The 19,114-nt window shown below is 72.9% G+C and carries 23 protein-coding genes; 8 read left to right on the forward strand and 15 right to left on the reverse strand.

The features are described 5' to 3' along the window. Window positions 1–254 precede the first annotated feature (254 nt). Entirely contained in the window at window positions 255–1,028 is a 774-nt protein-coding gene (locus tag ACIGO6_RS13945) for a polysaccharide deacetylase family protein (protein ID WP_399875294.1), read from the forward strand. Between the two features lie 14 nt (window positions 1,029–1,042). Here the strand turns inward: ACIGO6_RS13945 and ACIGO6_RS13950 are convergent, their stop codons facing one another. From ACIGO6_RS13950 to ACIGO6_RS13960, 3 genes are all read right to left on the reverse strand, one after another. Beyond that, entirely contained in the window at window positions 1,043–1,675 is a 633-nt protein-coding gene (locus ACIGO6_RS13950) for a glyoxalase (protein ID WP_399875296.1), read from the reverse strand. A gap of 110 nt (window positions 1,676–1,785) precedes the next feature. Further along, complete coding sequence (locus ACIGO6_RS13955) at window positions 1,786–2,961, reverse strand: NAD(P)/FAD-dependent oxidoreductase (RefSeq protein WP_399875298.1); 1,176 nt, start codon at window positions 2,959–2,961, stop codon at window positions 1,786–1,788. Between the two features lie 99 nt (window positions 2,962–3,060). Further along, window positions 3,061–4,005: an RNA polymerase sigma-70 factor gene (locus ACIGO6_RS13960; protein ID WP_399875300.1), complete on the reverse strand. Its 945-nt coding sequence runs from the start codon at window positions 4,003–4,005 to the stop codon at window positions 3,061–3,063. A gap of 275 nt (window positions 4,006–4,280) precedes the next feature. On the opposite strand from ACIGO6_RS13960, the gene ACIGO6_RS13965 reads away from it, so the two are divergent. From ACIGO6_RS13965 to ACIGO6_RS13975, 3 genes are all read left to right on the forward strand, one after another. Further along, a complete protein-coding gene (locus tag ACIGO6_RS13965; RefSeq protein ID WP_003975209.1) occupies window positions 4,281–4,484 on the forward strand; it encodes a cold-shock protein in 204 nt (67 codons plus the stop codon). 220 nt (window positions 4,485–4,704) lie between these two features. Next, complete coding sequence (locus tag ACIGO6_RS13970; protein WP_399875302.1) at window positions 4,705–6,297, forward strand: DEAD/DEAH box helicase; 1,593 nt, start codon at window positions 4,705–4,707, stop codon at window positions 6,295–6,297. Between the two features lie 307 nt (window positions 6,298–6,604). Further along, complete coding sequence (locus tag ACIGO6_RS13975; protein WP_399875304.1) at window positions 6,605–6,925, forward strand: SCO5918 family protein; 321 nt, start codon at window positions 6,605–6,607, stop codon at window positions 6,923–6,925. A gap of 51 nt (window positions 6,926–6,976) precedes the next feature. On the opposite strand, the gene ACIGO6_RS13980 is transcribed toward ACIGO6_RS13975, so the two are convergent. The 9 genes from ACIGO6_RS13980 to ACIGO6_RS14020 form a co-directional block, all read right to left on the reverse strand. Continuing rightward, window positions 6,977–7,483: a hypothetical protein gene (locus ACIGO6_RS13980; protein ID WP_399875306.1), complete on the reverse strand. Its 507-nt coding sequence runs from the start codon at window positions 7,481–7,483 to the stop codon at window positions 6,977–6,979. Beyond that, the gene (locus ACIGO6_RS13985) at window positions 7,467–7,958 is read right to left on the reverse strand and encodes an RNA polymerase sigma factor (RefSeq protein ID WP_399875308.1); all 492 of its coding nucleotides are present in this window, start codon (window positions 7,956–7,958) and stop codon (window positions 7,467–7,469) included. Before ACIGO6_RS13985 ends, ACIGO6_RS13980 begins: the two co-directional genes overlap by 17 nt. Beyond that, window positions 7,955–8,602: a class F sortase gene (locus tag ACIGO6_RS13990; protein WP_399875310.1), complete on the reverse strand. Its 648-nt coding sequence runs from the start codon at window positions 8,600–8,602 to the stop codon at window positions 7,955–7,957. The genes ACIGO6_RS13985 and ACIGO6_RS13990 overlap by 4 nt, the downstream gene beginning before the upstream one ends. Continuing rightward, a complete protein-coding gene (locus ACIGO6_RS13995; protein ID WP_399875311.1) occupies window positions 8,599–8,985 on the reverse strand; it encodes a sortase-dependent protein in 387 nt (128 codons plus the stop codon). The genes ACIGO6_RS13990 and ACIGO6_RS13995 overlap by 4 nt, the downstream gene beginning before the upstream one ends. Window positions 8,986–9,155: 170 nt before the next feature. After that, on the reverse strand, window positions 9,156–9,359 hold the full coding sequence (locus ACIGO6_RS14000; protein ID WP_311575348.1) for a cold-shock protein: 204 nt from the start codon (window positions 9,357–9,359) through the stop codon (window positions 9,156–9,158). Between the two features lie 209 nt (window positions 9,360–9,568). Then, the gene (locus ACIGO6_RS14005) at window positions 9,569–9,988 is read right to left on the reverse strand and encodes a MerR family transcriptional regulator (protein ID WP_399875314.1); all 420 of its coding nucleotides are present in this window, start codon (window positions 9,986–9,988) and stop codon (window positions 9,569–9,571) included. Window positions 9,989–10,111: 123 nt separating this feature from the next. After that, window positions 10,112–10,624, reverse strand: coding sequence for a hypothetical protein (locus ACIGO6_RS14010; protein WP_399875316.1), 513 nt, complete (start codon window positions 10,622–10,624; stop codon window positions 10,112–10,114). A gap of 88 nt (window positions 10,625–10,712) precedes the next feature. Continuing rightward, complete coding sequence (locus ACIGO6_RS14015; protein WP_399875317.1) at window positions 10,713–11,732, reverse strand: hemolysin family protein; 1,020 nt, start codon at window positions 11,730–11,732, stop codon at window positions 10,713–10,715. Beyond that, window positions 11,729–13,075, reverse strand: a complete 1,347-nt coding sequence (locus ACIGO6_RS14020; protein ID WP_399875319.1) for a hemolysin family protein — start codon at window positions 13,073–13,075, stop codon at window positions 11,729–11,731. Before ACIGO6_RS14020 ends, ACIGO6_RS14015 begins: the two co-directional genes overlap by 4 nt. 330 nt (window positions 13,076–13,405) lie before the next feature. On the opposite strand from ACIGO6_RS14020, the gene ACIGO6_RS14025 reads away from it, so the two are divergent. Both ACIGO6_RS14025 and ACIGO6_RS14030 read left to right on the forward strand, forming a co-directional pair. After that, complete coding sequence (locus ACIGO6_RS14025; protein ID WP_399875321.1) at window positions 13,406–13,861, forward strand: tellurite resistance TerB family protein; 456 nt, start codon at window positions 13,406–13,408, stop codon at window positions 13,859–13,861. Between the two features lie 76 nt (window positions 13,862–13,937). Continuing rightward, window positions 13,938–14,162, forward strand: coding sequence for a twin-arginine translocase TatA/TatE family subunit (locus tag ACIGO6_RS14030; protein WP_399875323.1), 225 nt, complete (start codon window positions 13,938–13,940; stop codon window positions 14,160–14,162). Window positions 14,163–14,174: 12 nt separating this feature from the next. Here the strand turns inward: ACIGO6_RS14030 and ACIGO6_RS14035 are convergent, their stop codons facing one another. After that, window positions 14,175–14,879: a TetR/AcrR family transcriptional regulator gene (locus ACIGO6_RS14035; protein ID WP_399875325.1), complete on the reverse strand. Its 705-nt coding sequence runs from the start codon at window positions 14,877–14,879 to the stop codon at window positions 14,175–14,177. Window positions 14,880–14,998: 119 nt separating this feature from the next. Between ACIGO6_RS14035 and ACIGO6_RS14040 the strand changes: the two genes are divergently transcribed. Next, window positions 14,999–16,138, forward strand: coding sequence for a cytochrome P450 (locus ACIGO6_RS14040; protein ID WP_399875327.1), 1,140 nt, complete (start codon window positions 14,999–15,001; stop codon window positions 16,136–16,138). Between the two features lie 28 nt (window positions 16,139–16,166). Here ACIGO6_RS14040 and ACIGO6_RS14045 read toward each other — a convergent pair whose 3' ends face one another. Further along, complete coding sequence (locus ACIGO6_RS14045; RefSeq protein ID WP_399875329.1) at window positions 16,167–17,150, reverse strand: alpha/beta hydrolase family esterase; 984 nt, start codon at window positions 17,148–17,150, stop codon at window positions 16,167–16,169. Between the two features lie 309 nt (window positions 17,151–17,459). On the opposite strand from ACIGO6_RS14045, the gene ACIGO6_RS14050 reads away from it, so the two are divergent. After that, window positions 17,460–18,680, forward strand: a complete 1,221-nt coding sequence (locus ACIGO6_RS14050) for an RNA-guided endonuclease InsQ/TnpB family protein (RefSeq protein WP_399875331.1) — start codon at window positions 17,460–17,462, stop codon at window positions 18,678–18,680. A gap of 35 nt (window positions 18,681–18,715) precedes the next feature. On the opposite strand, the gene ACIGO6_RS14055 is transcribed toward ACIGO6_RS14050, so the two are convergent. Beyond that, window positions 18,716–19,087 carry a DUF6479 family protein gene (locus ACIGO6_RS14055; protein WP_399875333.1) on the reverse strand — a complete coding sequence of 124 codons (372 nt, stop codon included), beginning with the start codon at window positions 19,085–19,087 and terminating at the stop codon, window positions 18,716–18,718. Between the last annotated feature and the right edge of the window lie 27 nt (window positions 19,088–19,114).

Consider the following 19,114-nt stretch of genomic DNA (forward strand, 5'->3'; position numbering starts at 1 on the left):
TGAGGCGGCCGCGCACCCCGGGGATCCCGTCGTCGCCGTCGCAGGACAACGCTGTCACCGGCCGGTTACACAGCCACACCCGTCGCGGCCTCCCGGCCCGTTCCGGCCGTTGTCCGTCGAGTTGTCCGCGCACGTCCCCGGAATTGTCCGTGATCGGTAACGGACGCATCCCGCGGGCACCTTTCCTCGTCCTGCCAGGTGGCTCCGACGGTGGTCGGGGATCGGGCGGGCAACTACGCGAAGGCGGGGCGGACATGGCACGGCACGGCGGCGGGCGGAGCTGGTACGGCAAGACGGTCGGGGCGGCGCTCGGGGTGACGATGCTCGCCGTGGGAGCGTCGGTGTGGACCGCGCAGGCCGGCTCCGTGAGCGAGTCGTCGCCGAAGCCGGCCGTGTCCGCCACGCCGGGCGGTGCCGTGACGCCGGTCGACGTGACCATCGTGCACGCCTCGGACGCGGGGGCGCGCGGCGTCAACATCACCATCGACGACGGCCCCGACCCCACGTGGACCCCTCAAGTGCTCGACCTGCTGCGCGAGTACGGGGTGAAGGCCACCTTCTGCGTGACGGGGACGCAGGCGCAGGCCCACCCGGACCTCGTGAAGGAGGTCGTCGCGGCCGGCCACCGCCTGTGCAACCACTCGGTGTCGCACGACACCGCCATGGACCGGAAGCCCGAGGCGTACCAGTCGAAGGAGATCCTCGACGCCGAGCGCATGATCGTCGAGGCGTCCGGGGGCGTACGGTCGATGTACTACCGGGCACCCGGCGGGGCCTTCACGCCCTACAGCCGCAAGCTGGCCGCCTCCCACGGGATGCGCCCGCTGGGCTGGAACGTGGACACCAAGGACTTCGAGCGGCCGGGCACGGACGCGATCGTCGCCACCGTCGAGCGGGAGCTCCCCAACGGGCCGACGCTCCTCTTCCACGATGCGGGAGGCGACCGCTCCCAGACCGTCGAGGCCCTGCGCCGCGTCCTGCCCTGGCTCAAGGAGCAGGGCTACGCCTTCGGCTTCCCGGTGCGCTGAACCTGCGGCCCGCTTCAGTGGGTGATCGTCAGCGGGGCGGTGGGTTCCCAGACGAAGCCGTCCGGGTCGTCGAACGGCCGGGTTGCGCCGGAGAGCACGACGCGGTGGGAGCCGGTGCCGTCGGCGGGGACGCCCGCGACCTTGGCGAGGGCGCGGCGCTTGTAGAGGGAGAGCTTGACGGTGCCCGAGCCGGTGGCGAACTCGACGTACTTGCCGCCGAAGCTCTTGCCGACGGTGAGGCCCTGTTCGACGTAGAACTGCTTGCTGGCCTTGACGTCCTCGACGCCGAGGAGGAGGACGATCTCGTCGACGTCGCGGGTGACCGGGCCGGTGTCCTTCTTCGTGGACGTCGCGATCTGCCAGATCGTGCCGTCGGGGGCCTGGACGACGCCGCCGTAGCCCCACAGCGACTTCGCGGCCGGCTGGAGGACGGTGGCACCGGCGTCGCGGGCGGCGGCGAAGAGCGCGTCGACGTTGCCCGGCTGAGACACCACGAGCGACAGGGTGAAGCCGCGGAATCCGGACGTCGGGTCCTCACAGGCGCGCACGCGCACCCGCGACGGGTCCAGCGCGAAGGCGTCGGAGTAGAAGCGAGCGGCGGCCGCGGCGTCGGCCACCTCCAGGGTGACGGAGTCGATGGAGTTCATGTCGTCGACGGTAGGGGCGGCCGGGTCGGCGGCGCTTCTCGAAAACTGACCGTCCTGCCGGGCGGCGCGGCCCACCGGTCACGCGCCCGGCCGGACCGGCGGGCCGGCCCTCAGCCGGCGGCCGCCGGCTCGTGGACGACGCGGCGGCGCCGGGTCGGGATCCCGAGGGTCGGGTTGGCGACGCCCCAGGCCGCGCCCTTGCAGACCAGTTCCTTGTAGACGGCGGCGAGCCGTCCTGTCAGGGCCGCCCGGACGGCGCGGTCGTCGGCGGTGACGTACTGGATCAGGCCTTCCCTGCGGCCCAGCGAGATGCACTGGTTGAAGTAGCGCGGCGTGGTCTTCGGGAGCTTTCCGCCGGTCAGGCGGGCCGCGATGGCGTCCGCGGCCTGCCACGCGGTGGGGGTCCCGGAGGCGCACGACATCCGCAGCGGCTTGTCGCCCGGACCCATCGCCAGGGCGGCGTCGCCGATGGCGTAGACGTCCGGGTGCGAGACCGAGCGCATGGTCCCGTCGACCACGATCCGGCCCGTGGCGTCGGTCTCCAGGGTGGTGGCCTTCGCGATCGGGTGGACGGCGAAACCCGTGGTCCACACGGTCACCGCGGCCGGGAGGGACCTGCCGTCGGCGATGACGGCCCGGTCGGCCTCGACGGCGGTGACGTCGGCGTGCTCGTGCACGGTGATGCCGAGCCTGCCGAAGACCTTCAGCAGGTGCCCGCGGCCCTTGGGCGAGAGCCAGTCGCCGAGTCCGCCGCGGGCGGCGAGGGCGACGTCGAGGTCCGGCCGGGCCTCGGCAATCTCGGTCGCCGCCTCCAGGCCGGTGAGGCCGCCGCCGACCACGACCACGGGCTGTCCGGCGTCCAGGCGGGCCAGGCGCTCGCGCAGCCGGAGCGCTCCGGGGCGGGAGGCGATCTCGTGGGCGTGCGCGTCGGTGCCGGGGACGCCCTGGTCGTTCCAGCCGCTGCCGAGGGCGTACACGAGGGTGTCGTAGGTCAGCTCCTCGGCGCCGTCCGGGCCGGCGACGGCGACGGTCCTGCGGTCGGCGTCCACGCCGGTGACCTTCGCGAGCTTCAGCTCCACGCCGGTGTCCGCGAACATCTCGCTGAAGGGCCGGGGCGCGAGGTCCTGGCCGACGGCGAGCTGGTGCATCCGGACCCGCTCGACGAAGTCGGGCTCGGCGTTGACGAGAGTGATGGCGACGTCCTCGCGGCGCAGCCGCTTGGCGAGGCGCCCGGCGGCGATGGCTCCGGAGTATCCGGCTCCGAGGACGATGATGCGGTGCAGCATTCCTGGCTCCCTGTCTCGGCTCCTGGGCGGGTTCGCCACCTGAACCGGGCAGCCCGGCGATTCCTGACAGGAGTGCGCTGTGAGCCGCGTCACACCGGGTCAGAAGGCGCGGAACAAGGGTGCGCCGTGGTCGGCCGCCGCCCACCGCCGCGTGGCGCGTTCGAGCTTGTCGGGGTTGACCTGGTTGCGGAACGCGGCGATGCCCTCGGCCGTGACCTCGACGCACAGGATGCCCACGACCCGGCCGTCGACGACCGCCACGACGGCCGGGCCGCCGTTGGCGGTGGTGGCGTGGACCTCGGGCGAGCCGCCGACCAGGTCCCGCTTGGCCTTGCCCGGGGTGAACAGGCCCCGCATGAACTTCGCGACCGCGACGGCGCCCTCGAACGCCTTGGCGCGGGCGGGCACCTTCCCGCCGCCGTCGCCGATGGAGATGGCGTCCGCGGTGAGCAACCGCACGAGCGGCTCGGTCCGGCCGCTGGTGGCGGCCGTGAGGAACTCCTCGACGACCCGCCGGGCCGCGGCCTCGTCGACCTCGGTGCGGGCCCTGCCCTCCGCCACGTGCTTCTTGGCGCGGTGGAGGATCTGCTGGCTGGCGGCCTCGCTGATGTCGAGGATCCGGGCGATCTCCCGGTGCGGGTAGTCGAAGGCCTCCCGCAGCACGTACACCGCCCGCTCGGCCGGGGACAGGCGCTCCAGCAGGACGAGGACCGCGTACGAGACCGACTCGCGCTGCTCGGCGGTGTCGGCGGGGCCGAGCATCGGGTCCCCGGCGAGCAGCGGCTCGGGCAGCCACTGGCCCACGTAGGTCTCGCGACGTGCGCGGGCCGAGGTGAGCTGGTTGAGACAGAGGTTGGTGAGGACCTTGGTCAGCCACGCCTCGGGGACCTCGACGCGGTCGACGTCGGTGGCCTGCCAGCGCAGGAACGTCTCCTGCACGGCGTCCTCGGCCTCGCTCGCGGAGCCGAGGAGGCGGTAGGCGATGGCCTCCAGACGGGGCCTGGAGGTCTCGAACCGGTCCACGTCGCTCATGGTCAGGGCCATGGCTCCGGATCCTAGGCCCTGGGGGCCTGGTGCGCAGGGTGCTCGGCGGCAGCCCGTCCGCCGTCGTGGTGGGAGAAATCGACCGGGCTCCCCGGGAATATTCCCGGTCGGCCAGTTGGACCAAGATTATTCCGCGCGCCCGCCCGATCACGGCGTGCTACTGTCGTAGGAAGTTGCAGTTGTGGTTGCCTGAAGGTTTTTCCGACGGGGTGATCATCACGGCGACCGGAGTTCACACAGGGTGTACTCCGAGCACCGTACCGAAGGAGAAAACTATGGCTTCCGGCACCGTGAAGTGGTTCAACGCGGAAAAGGGCTTCGGCTTCATCGAGCAGGACGGCGGCGGCCCCGACGTCTTCGCCCACTACTCGAACATCAACGCCCAGGGCTTCCGTGAGCTGCTCGAGGGCCAGAAGGTGACGTTCGACATCGCGCAGGGCCAGAAGGGCCCGACGGCCGAGAACATCACTCCCGCCTGACGCTCACGCGTACTTCGCAGCTGGGGCCCGCACCTTGGGGTGCGGGCCCCAGCTCGCCGCGTTTCCGGGCGCATTCAGTTTCCGCAGTTCCCTCAATTCTCCCGGTCCACTCGGCACCACACGCCGAAATCGACCGGGGCCGGCTCGTTCTTGCGATTCCCTGCGCCGCTCTTCTGCTGCGGGTCTCCCTTGATACGTGCCCTATCAAGGAAGGTTCGCCATGAACCGCGTACGCACCAACGACCGCCGACGCTCCGGCGGCGGCCCTCGCCGCTCCCAGGGCTCCGGACGTCCCCAGGGCTCCGGACGTTCTCAGGGCTCCGGACGCCGGCCGGCCGCCCCTCAGGGCGAGTTCGCGCTGCCGAAGACCATCACCCCGGCCCTGCCCGCCGTCGAGTCGTTCGCCGAGCTCGACATGCCGGCGCGGCTGCTGACCGCGCTCGGCAACGAGGGCGTGACCTCGCCGTTCCCGATCCAGGCGGCGACCCTGCCGAACTCCCTGGCCGGCCGTGACGTGCTCGGCCGCGGCCGCACGGGTTCGGGCAAGACCCTCGCCTTCGGCCTCGCCCTGCTGGCCCGCACCGCCGGCCGGCGCGCCGAGCCGAGGCAGCCGCTCGCCCTCGTCCTCGTCCCCACCCGGGAACTCGCCCAGCAGGTCACCGACGCGCTCACCCCGTACGCCCGTGCCCTGGGCCTGCGCTCGGCCACCGTGGTCGGCGGCATGTCGATCGGCCGGCAGGCCGGTGCGCTGCGGGCCGGCGCGGAGGTCGTCGTCGCGACGCCCGGGCGGCTCAAGGACCTCATCGACCGCGGCGACTGCCGACTGGACGACGTCGCGATCACCGTCCTGGACGAGGCCGACCAGATGACCGACATGGGCTTCATGCCCCAGGTCACCGCCCTGCTCGACCAGGTGCGCCCGGACGGGCAGCGGATGCTGTTCTCGGCCACCCTCGACCGCAACGTCGACCGGCTGGTCCGGCGCTATCTGTCGGACCCGGTGGTGCACTCCGTCGACCCGTCGGCCGGTGCCGTCACCACGATGGAGCACCACGTGCTGCACGTGCACGAGACCGACAAGCACCAGGCGACGACCGAGATCGCGGCGCGGGACGGCCGGGTCATCATGTTCCTGGACACCAAGCACGCCGTGGACCGGCTGGTGAAGCACCTGCTGAAGAGCGGCGTGCGCGCCGCGGGCCTGCACGGTGGCAAGTCCCAGCCGCAGCGCACCCGCACCCTCGCCCAGTTCAAGGACGGGCACGTCACGGCGCTGGTGGCGACCAACGTCGCCGCCCGCGGCATCCACGTCGACAACCTCGACCTGGTCGTCAACGTGGACCCGCCGACCGACCACAAGGACTACCTGCACCGCGGCGGCCGTACGGCCCGGGCCGGCGAGTCCGGCAGCGTCGTCACCCTGGTCACCCCGGGCCAGCGACGCGACATCACCCGGCTGATGGCCACGGCCGGCATCACTCCGCAGGTCACCCCGGTCCGTTCGGGCGAGGCGGAGCTGACCCGCATCACCGGCGCGCAGGCCCCGTCCGGCGTCCCGGTCGTCATCACCGCGCCGGTCGTGGAGCGGCCCCGTCGCGCCGCGTCCGGCGGCGGCTCGTCGTCCCGCGCCCGCCGCGGGCGGACCGGCGGGCAGGGCCGCGCCGGCCAGGGCGCCACCTCGCAGGGCCGCACCGCTCAGGGCGCGACCCCGCAGGGCCGCACCGGCCAGGGCCGCGGCACCCAGGGCCGCCCCGCCGGCGAGACCCCGCGCCGCCGACCGCGCCGCCAGTCCGCCGGCGGCTCGGCGGCCTAGGGCCTGTCCGGCGGTTCAGGTCGCAGGAAAGCGGCGGTATCTCATCGTCGCCGGTGAGCGGGGTCTGGTGCGTCCAGCTGCAAGGCGGAGGAGGGCGTCGACGCGATGGGGGTCCCCCCGCGCGAGCGAAGCCGAGCGTGGGGGAGTCGGCAACCGACGACAACGCCCGCAGATGGGCGTGCCAGACCCCGCGTCTGCGGCATGATCCGCCGGACAGGCCTAGAGGCCTGTCAGACAACGCCAGGGCTCTTACCGGCCCTGGCGAACGGCTCGTCCACCCGCACCCTCTCCCCCTTGTGGAGGCATCATGCGCTGTGTCATCGCCCGCTACCCGTTCGACCTCACCAAGGACGGGGTGCTGCAATCGATGAAGGGGGTCACGCCCGAACCCGTCACGGGTGAGTCCGTGACCATCGGCCGCCGCCGCTACCCCGTCAAGCAGGTGGGCGAGGTCGTCACCCGGCAGGACCGCCGCGACTTCTCCGGCGCCGAGGTCACCCGGGCCATGACCCGCCTCGGCTTCACCTGCCACCCGCACCCCGATGCCGAGCCCGCGCCGGCGCCCGACGCCACTCCGGTGCAGACCGCGTCGGCGCTGCTCGGCGGGACGCCGACGCAGGACGTGTGAGCGGAGGGCGGGGACGGACGCGGAAGCCTCCGTCCCCGCCCTCCGCCGCGTTCAGCCTGCCGTTCTCCCTTGCCTCGCGGCAGCCGCGCCGACGTCCTCCGAGGGCGCGGCCGACGTGCTCGGCGCGGTCGACGGCCCGCCTCCCGGCGTGCTCGGCGCGACCGACGGTGTCCCGTCCGGCACGGTGGACACGGACGCCTCGGGGGTGGGCTCCGGCGAGGAGTCGCGAGGCGGGGCGGGGCTCGGTGAGGCCGTCGGCGGGGAATCCGCGGGGGCCGGGGCCAGCGGAACCGTCGGACGCGGGGGCGACGCGGGGGCCGACGCCCACTGGAACGGCAGCGCGATCAGGGCGACGGCGGCAGCGGTCGCGGCGGCACCGGCCGCGGCGCGGACCAGGCGCCGACGGGACGCCGTCCGGCGGATCGCCTCGTAGCGGCCCGGCGGCGGGCCCAGGTAGTCGGCGCCCGGACGCAGCACGACCAGCAGCGGATCGTCGTCGTCCCACCCGAACCCCGGATCGCCCGGGTCGCCCGGGTCGTCGTCAAGGCGTGTGGTCAAGGCTTCTCCTCAGGTGGACGCGGAGCAGTTCGCGGGCCGCGTGGAGATCGGCCTTGACGGTTCCTTCCTTGCGCCCGGTCAGCACGGACACCTCCCGGATCGGCATGTCGGCGTAGTAGTGCAGCAGGATCGGCACGCGCAGTCGCTCCGGCAGGGACTGCACGAGCAGGCGGACCGAGGGGTCGGCCTGCTCCGGGTGCGGGCGCACGGCCACCTCCGCGGTGACCCGGCGCACCGCCCGGCGCTCGCGCTCCAGTTTGCGCCAGTGGTCGCGGACCAGGTTGGCGGCCGTGACGTAGAGGAAGCCGCGCGGCTCCTCCACCTTCGTCCAGCGGGCCCAGAGCCGGGTGAACGCCTCCGAGGCGATCTCGTGGGCCGTCTCGTCGTCGTCGACGAGCCGGCGGCACCAGCCGGCGAGGCGCGGATACAGGGCGGCGAACAGCTCGGACGCCGCCCTGTCACGGGACCGTTTCAACGCTCTCCATGGTCGTGAGGGCTCGTCGCGCTCGTGGTCGCGCTCAGCTCGGCGAAGACGATCACATTGTCCCGGTACTCCTCGCCGACCCGCGGGCCGCCGCAGGTGATGAGCCGCAACTCCGGGCGGTCCACGTTCCCGTAGACGTCGTCGGTCGGGAACTGCGCCTTCGGGACGGTCCGTACGGAGGTGACGGAGAACTCCGCCACCGTGCCGTTCTCCAGGCGCGCCTCGATGCGGTCGCCCCGGTGCAGCCGCCCGAGGTGACGGAAGACCCCGTCACCGTGGGTGCCGACGGTGACATGACCGAGGATCACCGACGGGCCGAGCTGGCCCGGTGTCGGCGAGTGCCGGTACCAGCCCGCGCGGTCGTCGTCCGTGACGGGCGGTACCTCCACCGTGCCGTCCGCCGCCAGTCCCAGCCGCATCACCGGGGTGTCGACGCCGATGGCCGGGACGGCGAGGCCGACGGGGACCGAACGCCCCAGCGGCGTGACCGACTTCGCGGAGGCGTGCGAAGGCGGCGGTGCCGTGGCCGCGGGGCGGGCGGGTGCGGTCGTGTCGCTCCCGGGGCCGCCGCCGCAGCCCACGAGGAGCGCGGCCAGCGCGACGGTGGCGAGGGCGCGCCTGGAGAGCGGGCTCATGCCCCGGTCGCCGCCCGCCGACGCCGTACGACGAAGAGGACCGCGCCGCCCGCGACGAGCGCGGCACCGGCGCCCGCGCCGATCAGCCCTCCGTTGCCGCCGGAGGACTCCGACGTCGCCACTCCGGTGTCGGGCGCGCCCTCGGGCACGGCGGAGACCTGGGCGTCGCTCGGCGCCCGGGTCGGCTCGGCCGCCGGGGCCGGGGAGCTGACGGACGGCACCGGCGACGGCACCTCGCTCGGTTCGGTGCCAGGGCTCGGGGCGCTCTCGGCCGGGGCGGCGACGGAGGGGGCGGGCGCCGGGTCGTCGGCGAACGCGGGCGCGGTGCCCATCAGTACGGCGGTGCAGGCCAGGGTCACGGCGCTGAGGATCGTACGGCGCATCGGGTCGCTCTCTCTTTCGTCGTGTCACGTGTCGCACGGGTCGCGGGGCGCGGGGCGCGTGCGGTGGTGGATCGAGCGGAGAGACGAGGCGGCGGCCGGACGGGTTGTAAAGAGATGGCAAAGAGGGCCCGCACCGTACGGTGCGGGCCCTCTCGCTGCGTGTGTGCGCGTTACGCGGGAACGATGTTCTCCGCCTGCGGGCCCTTCTGGCCCTGCGTGACGTCGAAGTTCACCCGCTGGCCCTCCTGGAGCTCACGGAAGCCCTGGGTGGCGATGTTCGAGTAGTGGGCGAAGACGTCGGCGCCGCCGCCGTCCTGCGCGATGAAGCCGAAGCCCTTTTCCGAGTTGAACCACTTGACGGTACCGGAAGCCATGTTTTTCTCCTGAGCAGTGTTCGAGGCCCGCACGGTGCGGGCCTTCTCATCTCGCTGCGATGATCACCTGCCCGGAAACCCGGTAACGCATACGGCAACCACAACTGCAACTGCCGTCCACGCTAGCACGGAATACGTCCGCCGCACGGAATGTGACGCAGAATGCAGGCCGGAAGCAGAATGCGGACGGAAAAGAATCACGTTTCCTTTTACGGCCTCCGGCGAATATCTGTTTCGCCCGCGTCAGATTTTCGCTCCCCATTCCGAGCGCCTCCGCTGTCGCCGGGGCGATCGGCCCCGCGGCGGAGTTCCTCGTTCATGCTCAGCGCCGCCTCCAGGTCGTCCTCGAGACGGACGATGCGGCAGGCGGCCTCGATGGGCGTGCCCTGGTCGACCAGCTCGCGGGCGCGGGCGGCGCGGCGCAGTTGCTGGCGCGAGTAGCGGCGGTGCCCGCCACCCGACCGCGTGGGGCTGATCAGCCCCGCCTCGCCCAGGGCGCGGAGGAAACCGGGCGTGGCACCGATGAGCTCGGCCGCCCTGCCCATGGTGTACGCCGGGTAGTGATCGTCGTCGAGCCGGTCGGCGGCCTGCGGCCGACCTTCGGCGTTCAGCCTGCTCTCCGGGGTCATGCATACCTTCCCGCGGACCGCTGGGGACACGGCCCGCCGCAGGGAATCCGGTTCCCCCGCACCACGAACTCTAGTCGCGCCGGTCGGATACCTGCCGCGGCGAGCGCAGGTCCGCTGAGAGTGTCAGTGGTCGGCGGGAGCCGACCACCGGCGGAGCAGTGTCATCCGGTCGTCCTTGGTGAGGCTGCCGTCGGCGGGTTGGTCGCGACGCCAGGCGAGCAGGTCCTCGACGGGCGTGGTGCCGTCGGCGAGCCGGGTGAGGAGGGTGCGGGAGAGGTCGTACTCGTCGGGGGTGTGGATGCCGCCGGGGACGGCCACCATGGCGCTCGCCTCGACCGTGCCGTCGCTCTCGGTCTCGACCCGTACGGTGAAGGCCGGCGGGTGCTCGCCGTCACCGGTGATCATCGCGTAGACCGAGTCGAACGCCATCGAGGCCAGCCGCCGCGCGGCGGACCGGACGGCCACGTCCCGCACGTCGATGCCGCGGACCTCGTCCCAGGCCCAGAAGCGGCCCTGGTCCAGGCCGAGGGTCTCGACCCCGTCCTTGGTCAACCGCACCCCGGACGCCGTGCCGGTGGGCTCCGCGCCCACGTACACGGCGTCCTCGGTGATCCAGAACAGGCCGACCATGGCCATGAACGCCTCCCGCAGCGGTGTCGGTGTCGCTGTGCACCTGCGTGCACCGCTGGGGGAGACGCCCGCGGTCACCCCCGAGTTCCCGGGATCACGCCACCGCGGCCGGCCCGACCAGCTCGGTCAGGACGTCCTCCATCGTCACGAAGCCCAGGACCGCGCCCGTCTCGCCGGTGACGGCGGCCAGGTGGCTGTCCTCGGTGCGCAGGGCGGTGAGGGTGTCGTCCATCGGGGTGTCGATGCGGACCCGGGTGACGCGGTGCAGGGCCGAGCGCGGGAAGGGGCGGTCGCGGTCGGTGAGGCCCAGCGTGTCCTTGATGTGCAGGTAGCCGAGGACCGTGCCGCCGGGGCCGGTGACCGGGAAGCGGGAGTAGCCCGCGTCCGCGGCCAGGCGTTCCAGCTCCGCCGGGGTGACCGTGTGGGTGACCGTCCGCATCTTCTGGACCGGGACCAGGATCTCGCCGACCGGGCGGGTGCCCAGCTCCAGCGCGTCGCGCAGGCGCTCGCCGTCGGCCGGGGTGAGCAGTCCGGCCTCGCTGGCGTCGACCACCATGCGGGCCAGCTGGTCGTCGGTGAAGACGGCCTCGACCTCGTCCTTCGGCTCCACCCTGAGCAGTTTGAGCAGGGTGTTGGCGAAGGCGTTGATGCCGAAGACGACCGGCTTCAGGGCCCGGGTGAGGGCGACCAGCGGCGGGCCGAGGATCAGCGCGGTGGTCGCCGGGGCGGCCAGCGCGATGTTCTTCGGGATCATCTCGCCGATCAGCATGTGCAGATAGGTGGCGAGGGACAGGGCGATCGCGAAGGCGATCGGGTGCACCAGCGCGTGCGGCATGTGGACCGCCTCGAAGGCCGGCTCCATCAGGTGCGCGATGGCCGGCTCGGCGACCGCGCCGAGCACCAGCGAGGAGACCGTGATGCCCAGCTGGGCCGTCGCCATCATGGCCGACAGGTGCTCCAGGCCCCACAGGGTCATCCGGGCGCGCTTGTCGCCCGCCTTCGCGCGCGGCTCGATCTGGCTGCGGCGCACGGAGATCAGGGCGAACTCGCCGCCCACGAAGAACGCGTTGGTCAGCAGCGTCAGCGCGCCGATGAACAGCTGTACGACGGTCATCGGGCGACCTCCGGCTCCCGGTCGGCGTCGGCCGACGGGACCGGCACGGGCGCGGTGACGCGGAGGCGGTCGGCGCGGTGGTGGTCCACGTCGAGGACGTCCAGGCGCCAGCCGTCCAGGTCGATCACGTCGCCCTCGGCGGGGATGCGCGCCAGGTGGGTGGCGATCAGACCGGCCAGGGTCTCGTACGGCCCGTCCGGCGCGGTCAGGCCGATGCGTGCGAGCCGGTCCAGACGGAGCGAGCCGTCGGCCTCCCAGGCCGGACGGCCGTCCGCGTCGGCGGGGGCGGGCAGCAGGTCGGGCACCTCGACGGGGTCGTGCTCGTCGCGCACCTCGCCGACGACCTCTTCCACGATGTCCTCGACGGTGGCCACGCCCGCCGTGCCGCCGTACTCGTCGATGACGACGGCCATGGTGCGGGTGGAGCGCATGCGCTCCAGGAGCCGGTCGGCGGGCAGGCTGTCCGGCACCAGGAGCGGCGCGGTGGCCAGCTCGGTGACCGGGGTGACCGCGCGCCGGTCCGGCTCCAGGGCCAGCACGTCGCGGATGTGCACGGTGCCGATGACCTCGTCCAGGCTGTCCCGGTAGACCGGGAAGCGGGACAGGCCGGTGGCGTGGGTGAGGTTCGCGGCGTCGGCGGCGGTGGCGTGGGCCTCCAGCGCCTTGACGTCCACGCGGGGGGTCATGACGTTCTCCGCGGTCAGCTCGCTCAGGTGCAGGGTGCGCACGAACAGCTCGGCGGAGTCCGCCTCCAGGGCGCCCTCGGCGGCCGAGTGCTGGGCGAGGGCGACCAGTTCCTCGGGGCTGCGGGCGGACGCCAGCTCCTCGGCCGGTTCCAGGCCGAAGCGGCGCACGGTGCGGTTCGCCGTGTTGTTCAGGTGGCGGATGAAGGGGCCGAACGCGGTGGTGAAGCCGCGCTGCGGGCCCGCGACGACCTTCGCGACCGCCAGCGGACGGGAGATGGCCCAGTTCTTGGGGACCAGCTCGCCGACGACCATCAGGACGACGGTGGAGACGGCCACGCCGAGCAGGGTCGCCACCGTCGAGACGGCGCCGCCCAGGCCGATCGCCGTCAGCGGGCCGCGCAGCAGCACGGCGAGCGACGGTTCGGCCAGCATGCCGATGACCAGCGAGGTCACGGTGATGCCGAGCTGGGCACCGGAGAGCTGGAGGGTCAGGGAGCGTACGGCCTTCAGGGCACCCTCGGCACGGCGGTCGCCCGACTCGGCGGCACGCTCGAGGTCACCGCGCTCGACGGTGGTGAGGGAGAACTCGGCCGCGACGAAGAGCGCGCAGGCCAGGGTGAGGAGGAGGGCCAGCAGGAGCAGCAGGACCTCGGTCACCGTGCCACCCCGCTTCCCTCACGCGCATACGGGGGGAACTGCGGGCCGGCCATGGCACGGCCGGTACTGGGAGGCTCCATTACGGAACGGGACTCCTTAACGGGGTCGGTGGGCGCCGGTACCAGCCGGCCGCCCGAGAGTTTCCCTCTCATGGTAAAGGACGAGCAAAGACATGGGGAGACCTCGCTCGCGGTCCGGCCCCTGTGCTTCTACTCACCTGTAGAGAACGGCCGGACGGCCCCCGGTTGTTCCCGGGGAGGAGGCGACGGCGGCCTGATAACTTCTACAGGACTGTAGAGAAAGACCTCCCCCGATCCGTACGGAGTTCTCATGGCCCTGTGGGACCGCTTCAAGGAGTCCGCGTCGCAGATGCAGACGCAGCTCGTGGCGAAGAAGAACGACCTCAAGAGCGGCGCCTTCCGCGACGCGAGCATGGCGATGTGCGCCCTGGTCGCCGCCGCCGACGGCACCGTCGACCCGTCCGAGCGGCAGCGGGTGGCCCAGCTGATCGCGACCAACGAGGTGCTGCAGAACTTCCCCGCCGACGACCTGCGCCGCCGCTTCGAGGCCAACCTGGACAAGCTGACCGCCGACTTCGCCTTCGGCAAGGTCGGCATCCTCCAGGAGATCGCCAAGGCGAAGAAGAAGCCCGCCGAGGCACGGGCCGTCGTGCAGATCGGCATCGTCATCGGCGGCGCCGACGGGGACTTCGACCAGGACGAGCGGGCCGTGGTCCGCGAGGCGTGCTACGCCCTGGACCTGCCGCCGCACGAGTTCGACCTCTGACGCCCGCCGTCATTGCCGTAGATTCCGTCCGGGCCCGTGCCGCGGGCCCGGACCGTACGTTCACCAGGGGAGCGCCATGTTCGGACTCAGCGAACTCGCGATCATTCTCATCGTCGTCGCAGTCGTCATCGCCGCCAAGAAGCTCCCCGAGCTGACCCGCTCGGCGGGCAAGTCGGCCCGGATCCTCAAGGCCGAGGCCCGCGCGGCCAAGGACGCGGACGCGCCGGGGACGCCGCGCGTCATCCAGGGGGAGACGGTCGAGCGCGAGGAACCCGGCACCCAGGAGACGACTCGGAGCTGAGCGGTTCCTCCCTCACGCGCCGGACTCGCGCACGGCGGCGCGGGTGCGGTGCGGGCCCAGCTCGCGCAGTACGTCGCCGAGTTCGGCGGCGGTGAGCGCGGGGCCGGGCAGGGGCGGCGGGGTCGGGGCGGGCGTACCGGCGCGCAGGCCGCCGAGGAGCAGGGCGAGGGGGCGGCGCCAGGCGTCCGGCGCCGTCGCGGCGGTCAGGGCGGGGACGGCGCGGCCGAGCGCCGCCAGCGCGAACAGGACGTCCTCGGTGGTGACGTCGGCGCGGACGGTGCCCTCGTCGCGGCACCGGCACAGCAGTGACTCCACCGTCCGGCGGTTGTGCTCGTGCACGGACTCCAGGCTGTCGACACCCCGCAAGTGGGTGGTCATGAGGTCGTTGGAGCCGCGGTCGGCGGCCAGGGTGCTGAAGACGACCTCCAGATAGGCGGTGAGGCCCGCCCACGCGTCCGGCGCGTTCCGGGCCTGCTCGCCGGCGTCCATCGTGTGCGTCAGCGAGTCGCGGAACACGGCGTCGACGAGCGCGGCGCGGGTGGGGAAGTGGCGGTAGAGCGTCGCGTTGCCCACGCCCGCCCGGCGCGCGATCACGTCCAGCGGCGCGTCCAGCCCCTGTTCGGTGAACACCTCGTGGGCCGCCTCCATCAGAAGCTCCCGGTTGCGCCGCGCGTCGCGTCGCCGCCGGGGCGCTCCGTCGCCTGCGCCGACGCTCATCCTCGTCCTCCGGGCCGTACGAACCGGGGAGTGCTCCCCGTGCTCCGAACGCCGATGCTATCGTCGGCCAAGGAAGTGGGGAGCACTCCCCGTTTAGATGTCTTCCCCCAGGAGGCCCCATGACCGCGCCCACCCCCGAGGAACTGGCCGCCCTGCGGGCCGAGGGCGCCGTGCACCGGGTGGTGGTGCCGGGGAGCGGGGAATGCCGGCTGGTCGTGACGCGCGACGCGGCACGGGCCGCGCTCACCGACCCGCGGCTGCGCAACGACATCCGGCACTCCGCGTCCTGGCGCACCGACGGCGGGCATGCCATCGGCCGCAACATGCTCCAGAGCGACCCGCCGCAGCACACCCGGCTGCGGCACCTCGTGGCCGGCCACTTCACGCCGGGCCGGATCGCCGCGCTGCGCCCGCGCGTCGAGCGCCTCGCGCACGACCTGCTGGACGCGCTGCCGCGAGCGGGCACGGCCGACCTGGTCGCCCGGTACGCGCTGCCGCTGCCGGTCACGGTGATCTGCGAGCTGCTGGGCGTCCCGGAGAGCGACCGCGCGGGCTTCCACACCTGGTCGAACGAGCTGGTCATGCCCACCTCGCCCGAAGCGGCCGGGGCAGCGGCGACCGCGCTGACCGCCTACCTCACCGAGCTGACCGACGCCAAGCGCCGCACCCCGGACGACACGCTGCTCGGCGACCTGGTCGCCGCCGCGGACCGCGGGGACCTCACGGACGGCGAACTCCTCGGCATGGCCTTCCTGATCCTCGTCGCCGGCCACGAGACGACCGTCAACCTGATCTCCGCCACGGTCCACGGACTCCTCACCCACCCCGACCAGCTCGACCGCCTGCGGGCCGACCCGGACCTGACCGAGCGTGCCGTCGAGGAGTCGCTGCGGTACCACTCCCCCGTCCACGCCTCCGCGTTCCGTTTCGCGGCCGAGCCGCTGGAGCTGGCGGGCACCGCGATCGCGGCGGGCGAGTCCGTGCTCGTCTCCCTCGCCGCCGCCTCCCGCGACCCGGCGTACTTCCCCGACCCCGACCGCTTCGACATCGGCCGCGGGCCCCGGGGCCACCTCGGCTTCGGCCACGGCCTCCACCACTGTCTCGGCGCCCCGCTCGCCCGCGTCGAGGCCGTCGTCGCCGTACGGCTGCTCCTTCGGCGGCACCCCGCGCTCGCCCTCGCCGCCGACCCGGCGACGCTCACCTGGCGGACCAGCACCCTGCTGCGGGGGTTGGCGGAGCTGCCGGTGCGCCTCGGCTGAAGGAGCCTGCCCCGAGGGCGACGTCCCGTCAGCGACCGGTGCCGGTGAAGAAGGCGAGGATCGCGTCGGTGGCGTCCAGGGCCCTGCTGGTGGGGCCGAATCCCTTGGGCGGGGTGATCGACGAGCCCGGCCAGGTGTGGCCGGCGTCGTCGACGACGAGGAGCTGCACGGTGGCCGGGGCGTCCTCCTTCAGGGGCCAGACCGTACGGTCGTAGCCCTTCTTCTTCTCCGTGACCGGCTCGCCCGCGCCACCCGCCGCGGCGAAGGCCGCCGCACTGTCCCTGGCCGACAGGGTCGGGATGATCGGCTCCTTCGGGTCCGGCGGCGGGGAGGGCCAGCCGTCGAGGGGCCGTACGGGGTCGTCGGCGCCGTAGACGACCATGACGGGGACGGCACCGGTGGGCCGCACCGCGGCGGCGCCCGTGGGCAGCTGACCGGAGACCGAGGCCGCTCCCGCCAGCAGGCCGGGGCGCTGGGCCGCGACGCGCAGCGCCATCGAGCCGCCGTTGGAGAACCCGGCGACGTAGACCTGCTCGGGGTCGGCCTGCTCGGTGCGCACCAGGTGCTTGATCAGCGCCTCGGTGAAACGGACGTCGAGGTCGGGGTCGGGGCGCTGCTCGGTCGCCTGTGTGCCCGCGCCCCAGCCGTTGTGGAGGCCCTCGGGGTAGGCGACGAGCATGCCGCGTGCCCCGGCCGCCCGCTCCAGCCGGCTCTGCTCGCGCAGTTCGGCGGCGTCGGAGCCGCGGCCGTGGAAGGCGATGACGAACGGCCGGGGGCCGTCGGTGGCGGGCCGGTGCAGGAGGTAGGAGCGGGAGTGGCCGTCGACCCGTAGGTGTGCGCGGATCTCCGACGCCGCGGTGGCCGTGCCGCCGGCCGGGGACGAACTGCTCGCCGGTGGCGCGGCGTCCGGGCGCTCGGACTCGGCGGCGCAGCCGGCCAGGGGGAGCGCGAGGGCGAGCGCGGCGGGCCAACGGCGGGGGCGGCGGAGCGAGGGATCACGCAAGGAGCACATGCCCCGAGAAGACCAGTCCCGCGGGCCGCTGTCCAAGATTCATGTGTCTTGCGAAGAGGCCCCGGTGTTCACGCCGGGGAGCAGTCACATCCGGGTATCGCGACTCGGAGCGTCACCGTGTCCGGTTCGTGGAGGTGCCGGTACCGCCGTGTCGGTGCCGCCGGGTGATCCGAACGTGTGTGCCCGTGGCCGCTCGTCGGGGTGGTGGCTGGGGGAACGGCGGGTGTGTGTGCGGCTGTCGTACGTACGGTCCTTCGCAGGGTTCGGGACGGCGCAGGGTTCTGGCCGGGGCCGTGAAAGGGGAGCGGGGTGGCGCGAGTGGGGGTGGATGCGGGGGTCGGGCATGCCCGGTACACGTACCGGTTGCGGGTGTCGTCTGCTGCCCGCACTGCTCTGGTGGCGGAGTGGGGCCGGTGTCGCTGGGTGTGGAACGAGTGCGTTGCCAAGTCCCGGGCCGTGCACCTGCACAACAAGGCGACCGGGGAGAAGGTCACGTGCGGTCCGGCTCAGCTGGACCGGATGCTGACCGAGGCCCGCGCTTGTACGCCGTGGCTGCGGGAGGGTTCGTCGGTTCCCCAGCAGCAGGTCGTCCGTGACTTCGGCCGCTCCCGTGCCAAGGCGCACCAGGACATCACAGGCGGTCTGCCCCTGGTGCGTCGGGCCGGGATGCCGAAGTGGAAGACCAGGCGTGAGGCGCTGCCGTCCCTCAACTACACCCGGCGCGGGTTCCGGCTGAAGGACGGCCGGCTGCACCTGGCGGGCGGCATCGTCCTGACGGTGGTGTGGTCGCGGGACCTGCCCGGCGAGCCGTCCTCGGTACGCGTGTACCAGGACAGCCTCGGGCACTGGTACGGCTCGTTCGTCGTCCCCGCTCAGGTCCAGCCGTTGCCTCCAACCGGCCGCGTCCTCGGTGTCGACTGGGGAGTGCGGGAGATCGCGACCACCACGTCCGACGCGCACGACCTGCCGCACCCCGGGCACGGTGGGCAGGCCCGGGCGAAGCTGACCCGGTACGATCGGATGATGGCCCGCCGCAGACCGAAGAAGGGCAAGCCCGGATCGAAGGGGTACCGGGAGGCGCGGAGACTGCGGGCGAAGGCGTACAAGAAGGTCGCCAGGCAACGCGCGGACAGTGGCCGCAAGTGGGCCAAGAAGGTCGTCCGCGACCACGACGCCATCGCCGTCGAGGACTTCCGTCCGAAATGCCTGGCCAAGACCAGCATGGCACGCAAGGCCGCCGACGCCGCCATCGGCGCCACCAAGGCCGCCCTGATCGAGATGGGCCGCAAACACGGCCGGGACATCCGTCTCGTCCACCCCGCGCACACCACCATGGACTGCGCACAGTGCGGAGCGAGAACCAAGCACGCACTCCCCCTCTCGCAACGTACCTACACCTGCACCGCCTGCGGAACCGTCTCCCCCAGGGACAAGAACTCCGCACGCGTCATGCTCGTCCGGGCTGGTCTCAACCCGGCTGGTGCCGATGGCACAAGACCTCCTGGAGCGCTGCTCCAGGAGGCGGCCTGAGCCAGGAATCCCCTCCCCTTCAGGGAGGGGAGGATTCAAACGTGTCCCGGCCCGCCGCTGCCGAAGGCGCCGCTCGAACCCGGCAGCCAGCGGCGCCGCTTCTGGTCGTCGCACCGGCGGCTGCCCGAGTGGTGCAGCTGGTACGGCATGAGCCGTGGGCTGCCGTCCTCGTTCAGCGGAATCTCGTCGGGCTCCCGCATCTCCCGTTCCTCATGGACGGCGCCGGTGGCGGGGAGATGGGGCTGATCTTCGGCATGGGGGCGGTCGGGCTCGCGGTCCATGACGCTCATGCCCATCCGCACGGCCCAGATCAGCGCGCCGGCGATCACCAGCCCGCCGATGAAGGCGACCGTCATGTTGAGCGCGTGTGAGGACGCGGCCAGCAGTTCCAACGTTGCCGTACTCATGTTCTGATTATGTACCCCCAAATGAGA

Origin of the sequence: Streptomyces sp. NPDC053750 (assembly GCF_044544295.1) — a bacterium.
Taxonomy (GTDB): domain Bacteria; phylum Actinomycetota; class Actinomycetes; order Streptomycetales; family Streptomycetaceae; genus Streptomyces.

Bases quoted from the DNA above. Each gene is read 5' to 3' on its own strand.
- ACIGO6_RS13945 (WP_399875294.1), top strand. From the start codon at position 255: ATGGCACGGCACGGCGGCGGGCGGAGCTGGTACGGCAAGACGGTCGGG.
- ACIGO6_RS13950 (WP_399875296.1), bottom strand. From the start codon at position 1,675: ATGAACTCCATCGACTCCGTCACCCTGGAGGTGGCCGACGCCGCGGCC.
- ACIGO6_RS13955 (WP_399875298.1), bottom strand. From the start codon at position 2,961: ATGCTGCACCGCATCATCGTCCTCGGAGCCGGATACTCCGGAGCCATC.
- ACIGO6_RS13960 (WP_399875300.1), bottom strand. From the start codon at position 4,005: ATGGCCCTGACCATGAGCGACGTGGACCGGTTCGAGACCTCCAGGCCC.
- ACIGO6_RS13965 (WP_003975209.1), top strand. From the start codon at position 4,281: ATGGCTTCCGGCACCGTGAAGTGGTTCAACGCGGAAAAGGGCTTCGGC.
- ACIGO6_RS13970 (WP_399875302.1), top strand. From the start codon at position 4,705: ATGAACCGCGTACGCACCAACGACCGCCGACGCTCCGGCGGCGGCCCT.
- ACIGO6_RS13975 (WP_399875304.1), top strand. From the start codon at position 6,605: ATGCGCTGTGTCATCGCCCGCTACCCGTTCGACCTCACCAAGGACGGG.
- ACIGO6_RS13990 (WP_399875310.1), bottom strand. From the start codon at position 8,602: ATGAGCCCGCTCTCCAGGCGCGCCCTCGCCACCGTCGCGCTGGCCGCG.
- ACIGO6_RS13995 (WP_399875311.1), bottom strand. From the start codon at position 8,985: ATGCGCCGTACGATCCTCAGCGCCGTGACCCTGGCCTGCACCGCCGTA.
- ACIGO6_RS14000 (WP_311575348.1), bottom strand. From the start codon at position 9,359: ATGGCTTCCGGTACCGTCAAGTGGTTCAACTCGGAAAAGGGCTTCGGC.
- ACIGO6_RS14005 (WP_399875314.1), bottom strand. From the start codon at position 9,988: ATGACCCCGGAGAGCAGGCTGAACGCCGAAGGTCGGCCGCAGGCCGCC.
- ACIGO6_RS14010 (WP_399875316.1), bottom strand. From the start codon at position 10,624: ATGGCCATGGTCGGCCTGTTCTGGATCACCGAGGACGCCGTGTACGTG.
- ACIGO6_RS14015 (WP_399875317.1), bottom strand. From the start codon at position 11,732: ATGACCGTCGTACAGCTGTTCATCGGCGCGCTGACGCTGCTGACCAAC.
- ACIGO6_RS14025 (WP_399875321.1), top strand. From the start codon at position 13,406: ATGGCCCTGTGGGACCGCTTCAAGGAGTCCGCGTCGCAGATGCAGACG.
- ACIGO6_RS14030 (WP_399875323.1), top strand. From the start codon at position 13,938: ATGTTCGGACTCAGCGAACTCGCGATCATTCTCATCGTCGTCGCAGTC.
- ACIGO6_RS14035 (WP_399875325.1), bottom strand. From the start codon at position 14,879: ATGAGCGTCGGCGCAGGCGACGGAGCGCCCCGGCGGCGACGCGACGCG.
- ACIGO6_RS14040 (WP_399875327.1), top strand. From the start codon at position 14,999: ATGACCGCGCCCACCCCCGAGGAACTGGCCGCCCTGCGGGCCGAGGGC.
- ACIGO6_RS14045 (WP_399875329.1), bottom strand. From the start codon at position 17,150: ATGTGCTCCTTGCGTGATCCCTCGCTCCGCCGCCCCCGCCGTTGGCCC.
- ACIGO6_RS14055 (WP_399875333.1), bottom strand. From the start codon at position 19,087: ATGAGTACGGCAACGTTGGAACTGCTGGCCGCGTCCTCACACGCGCTC.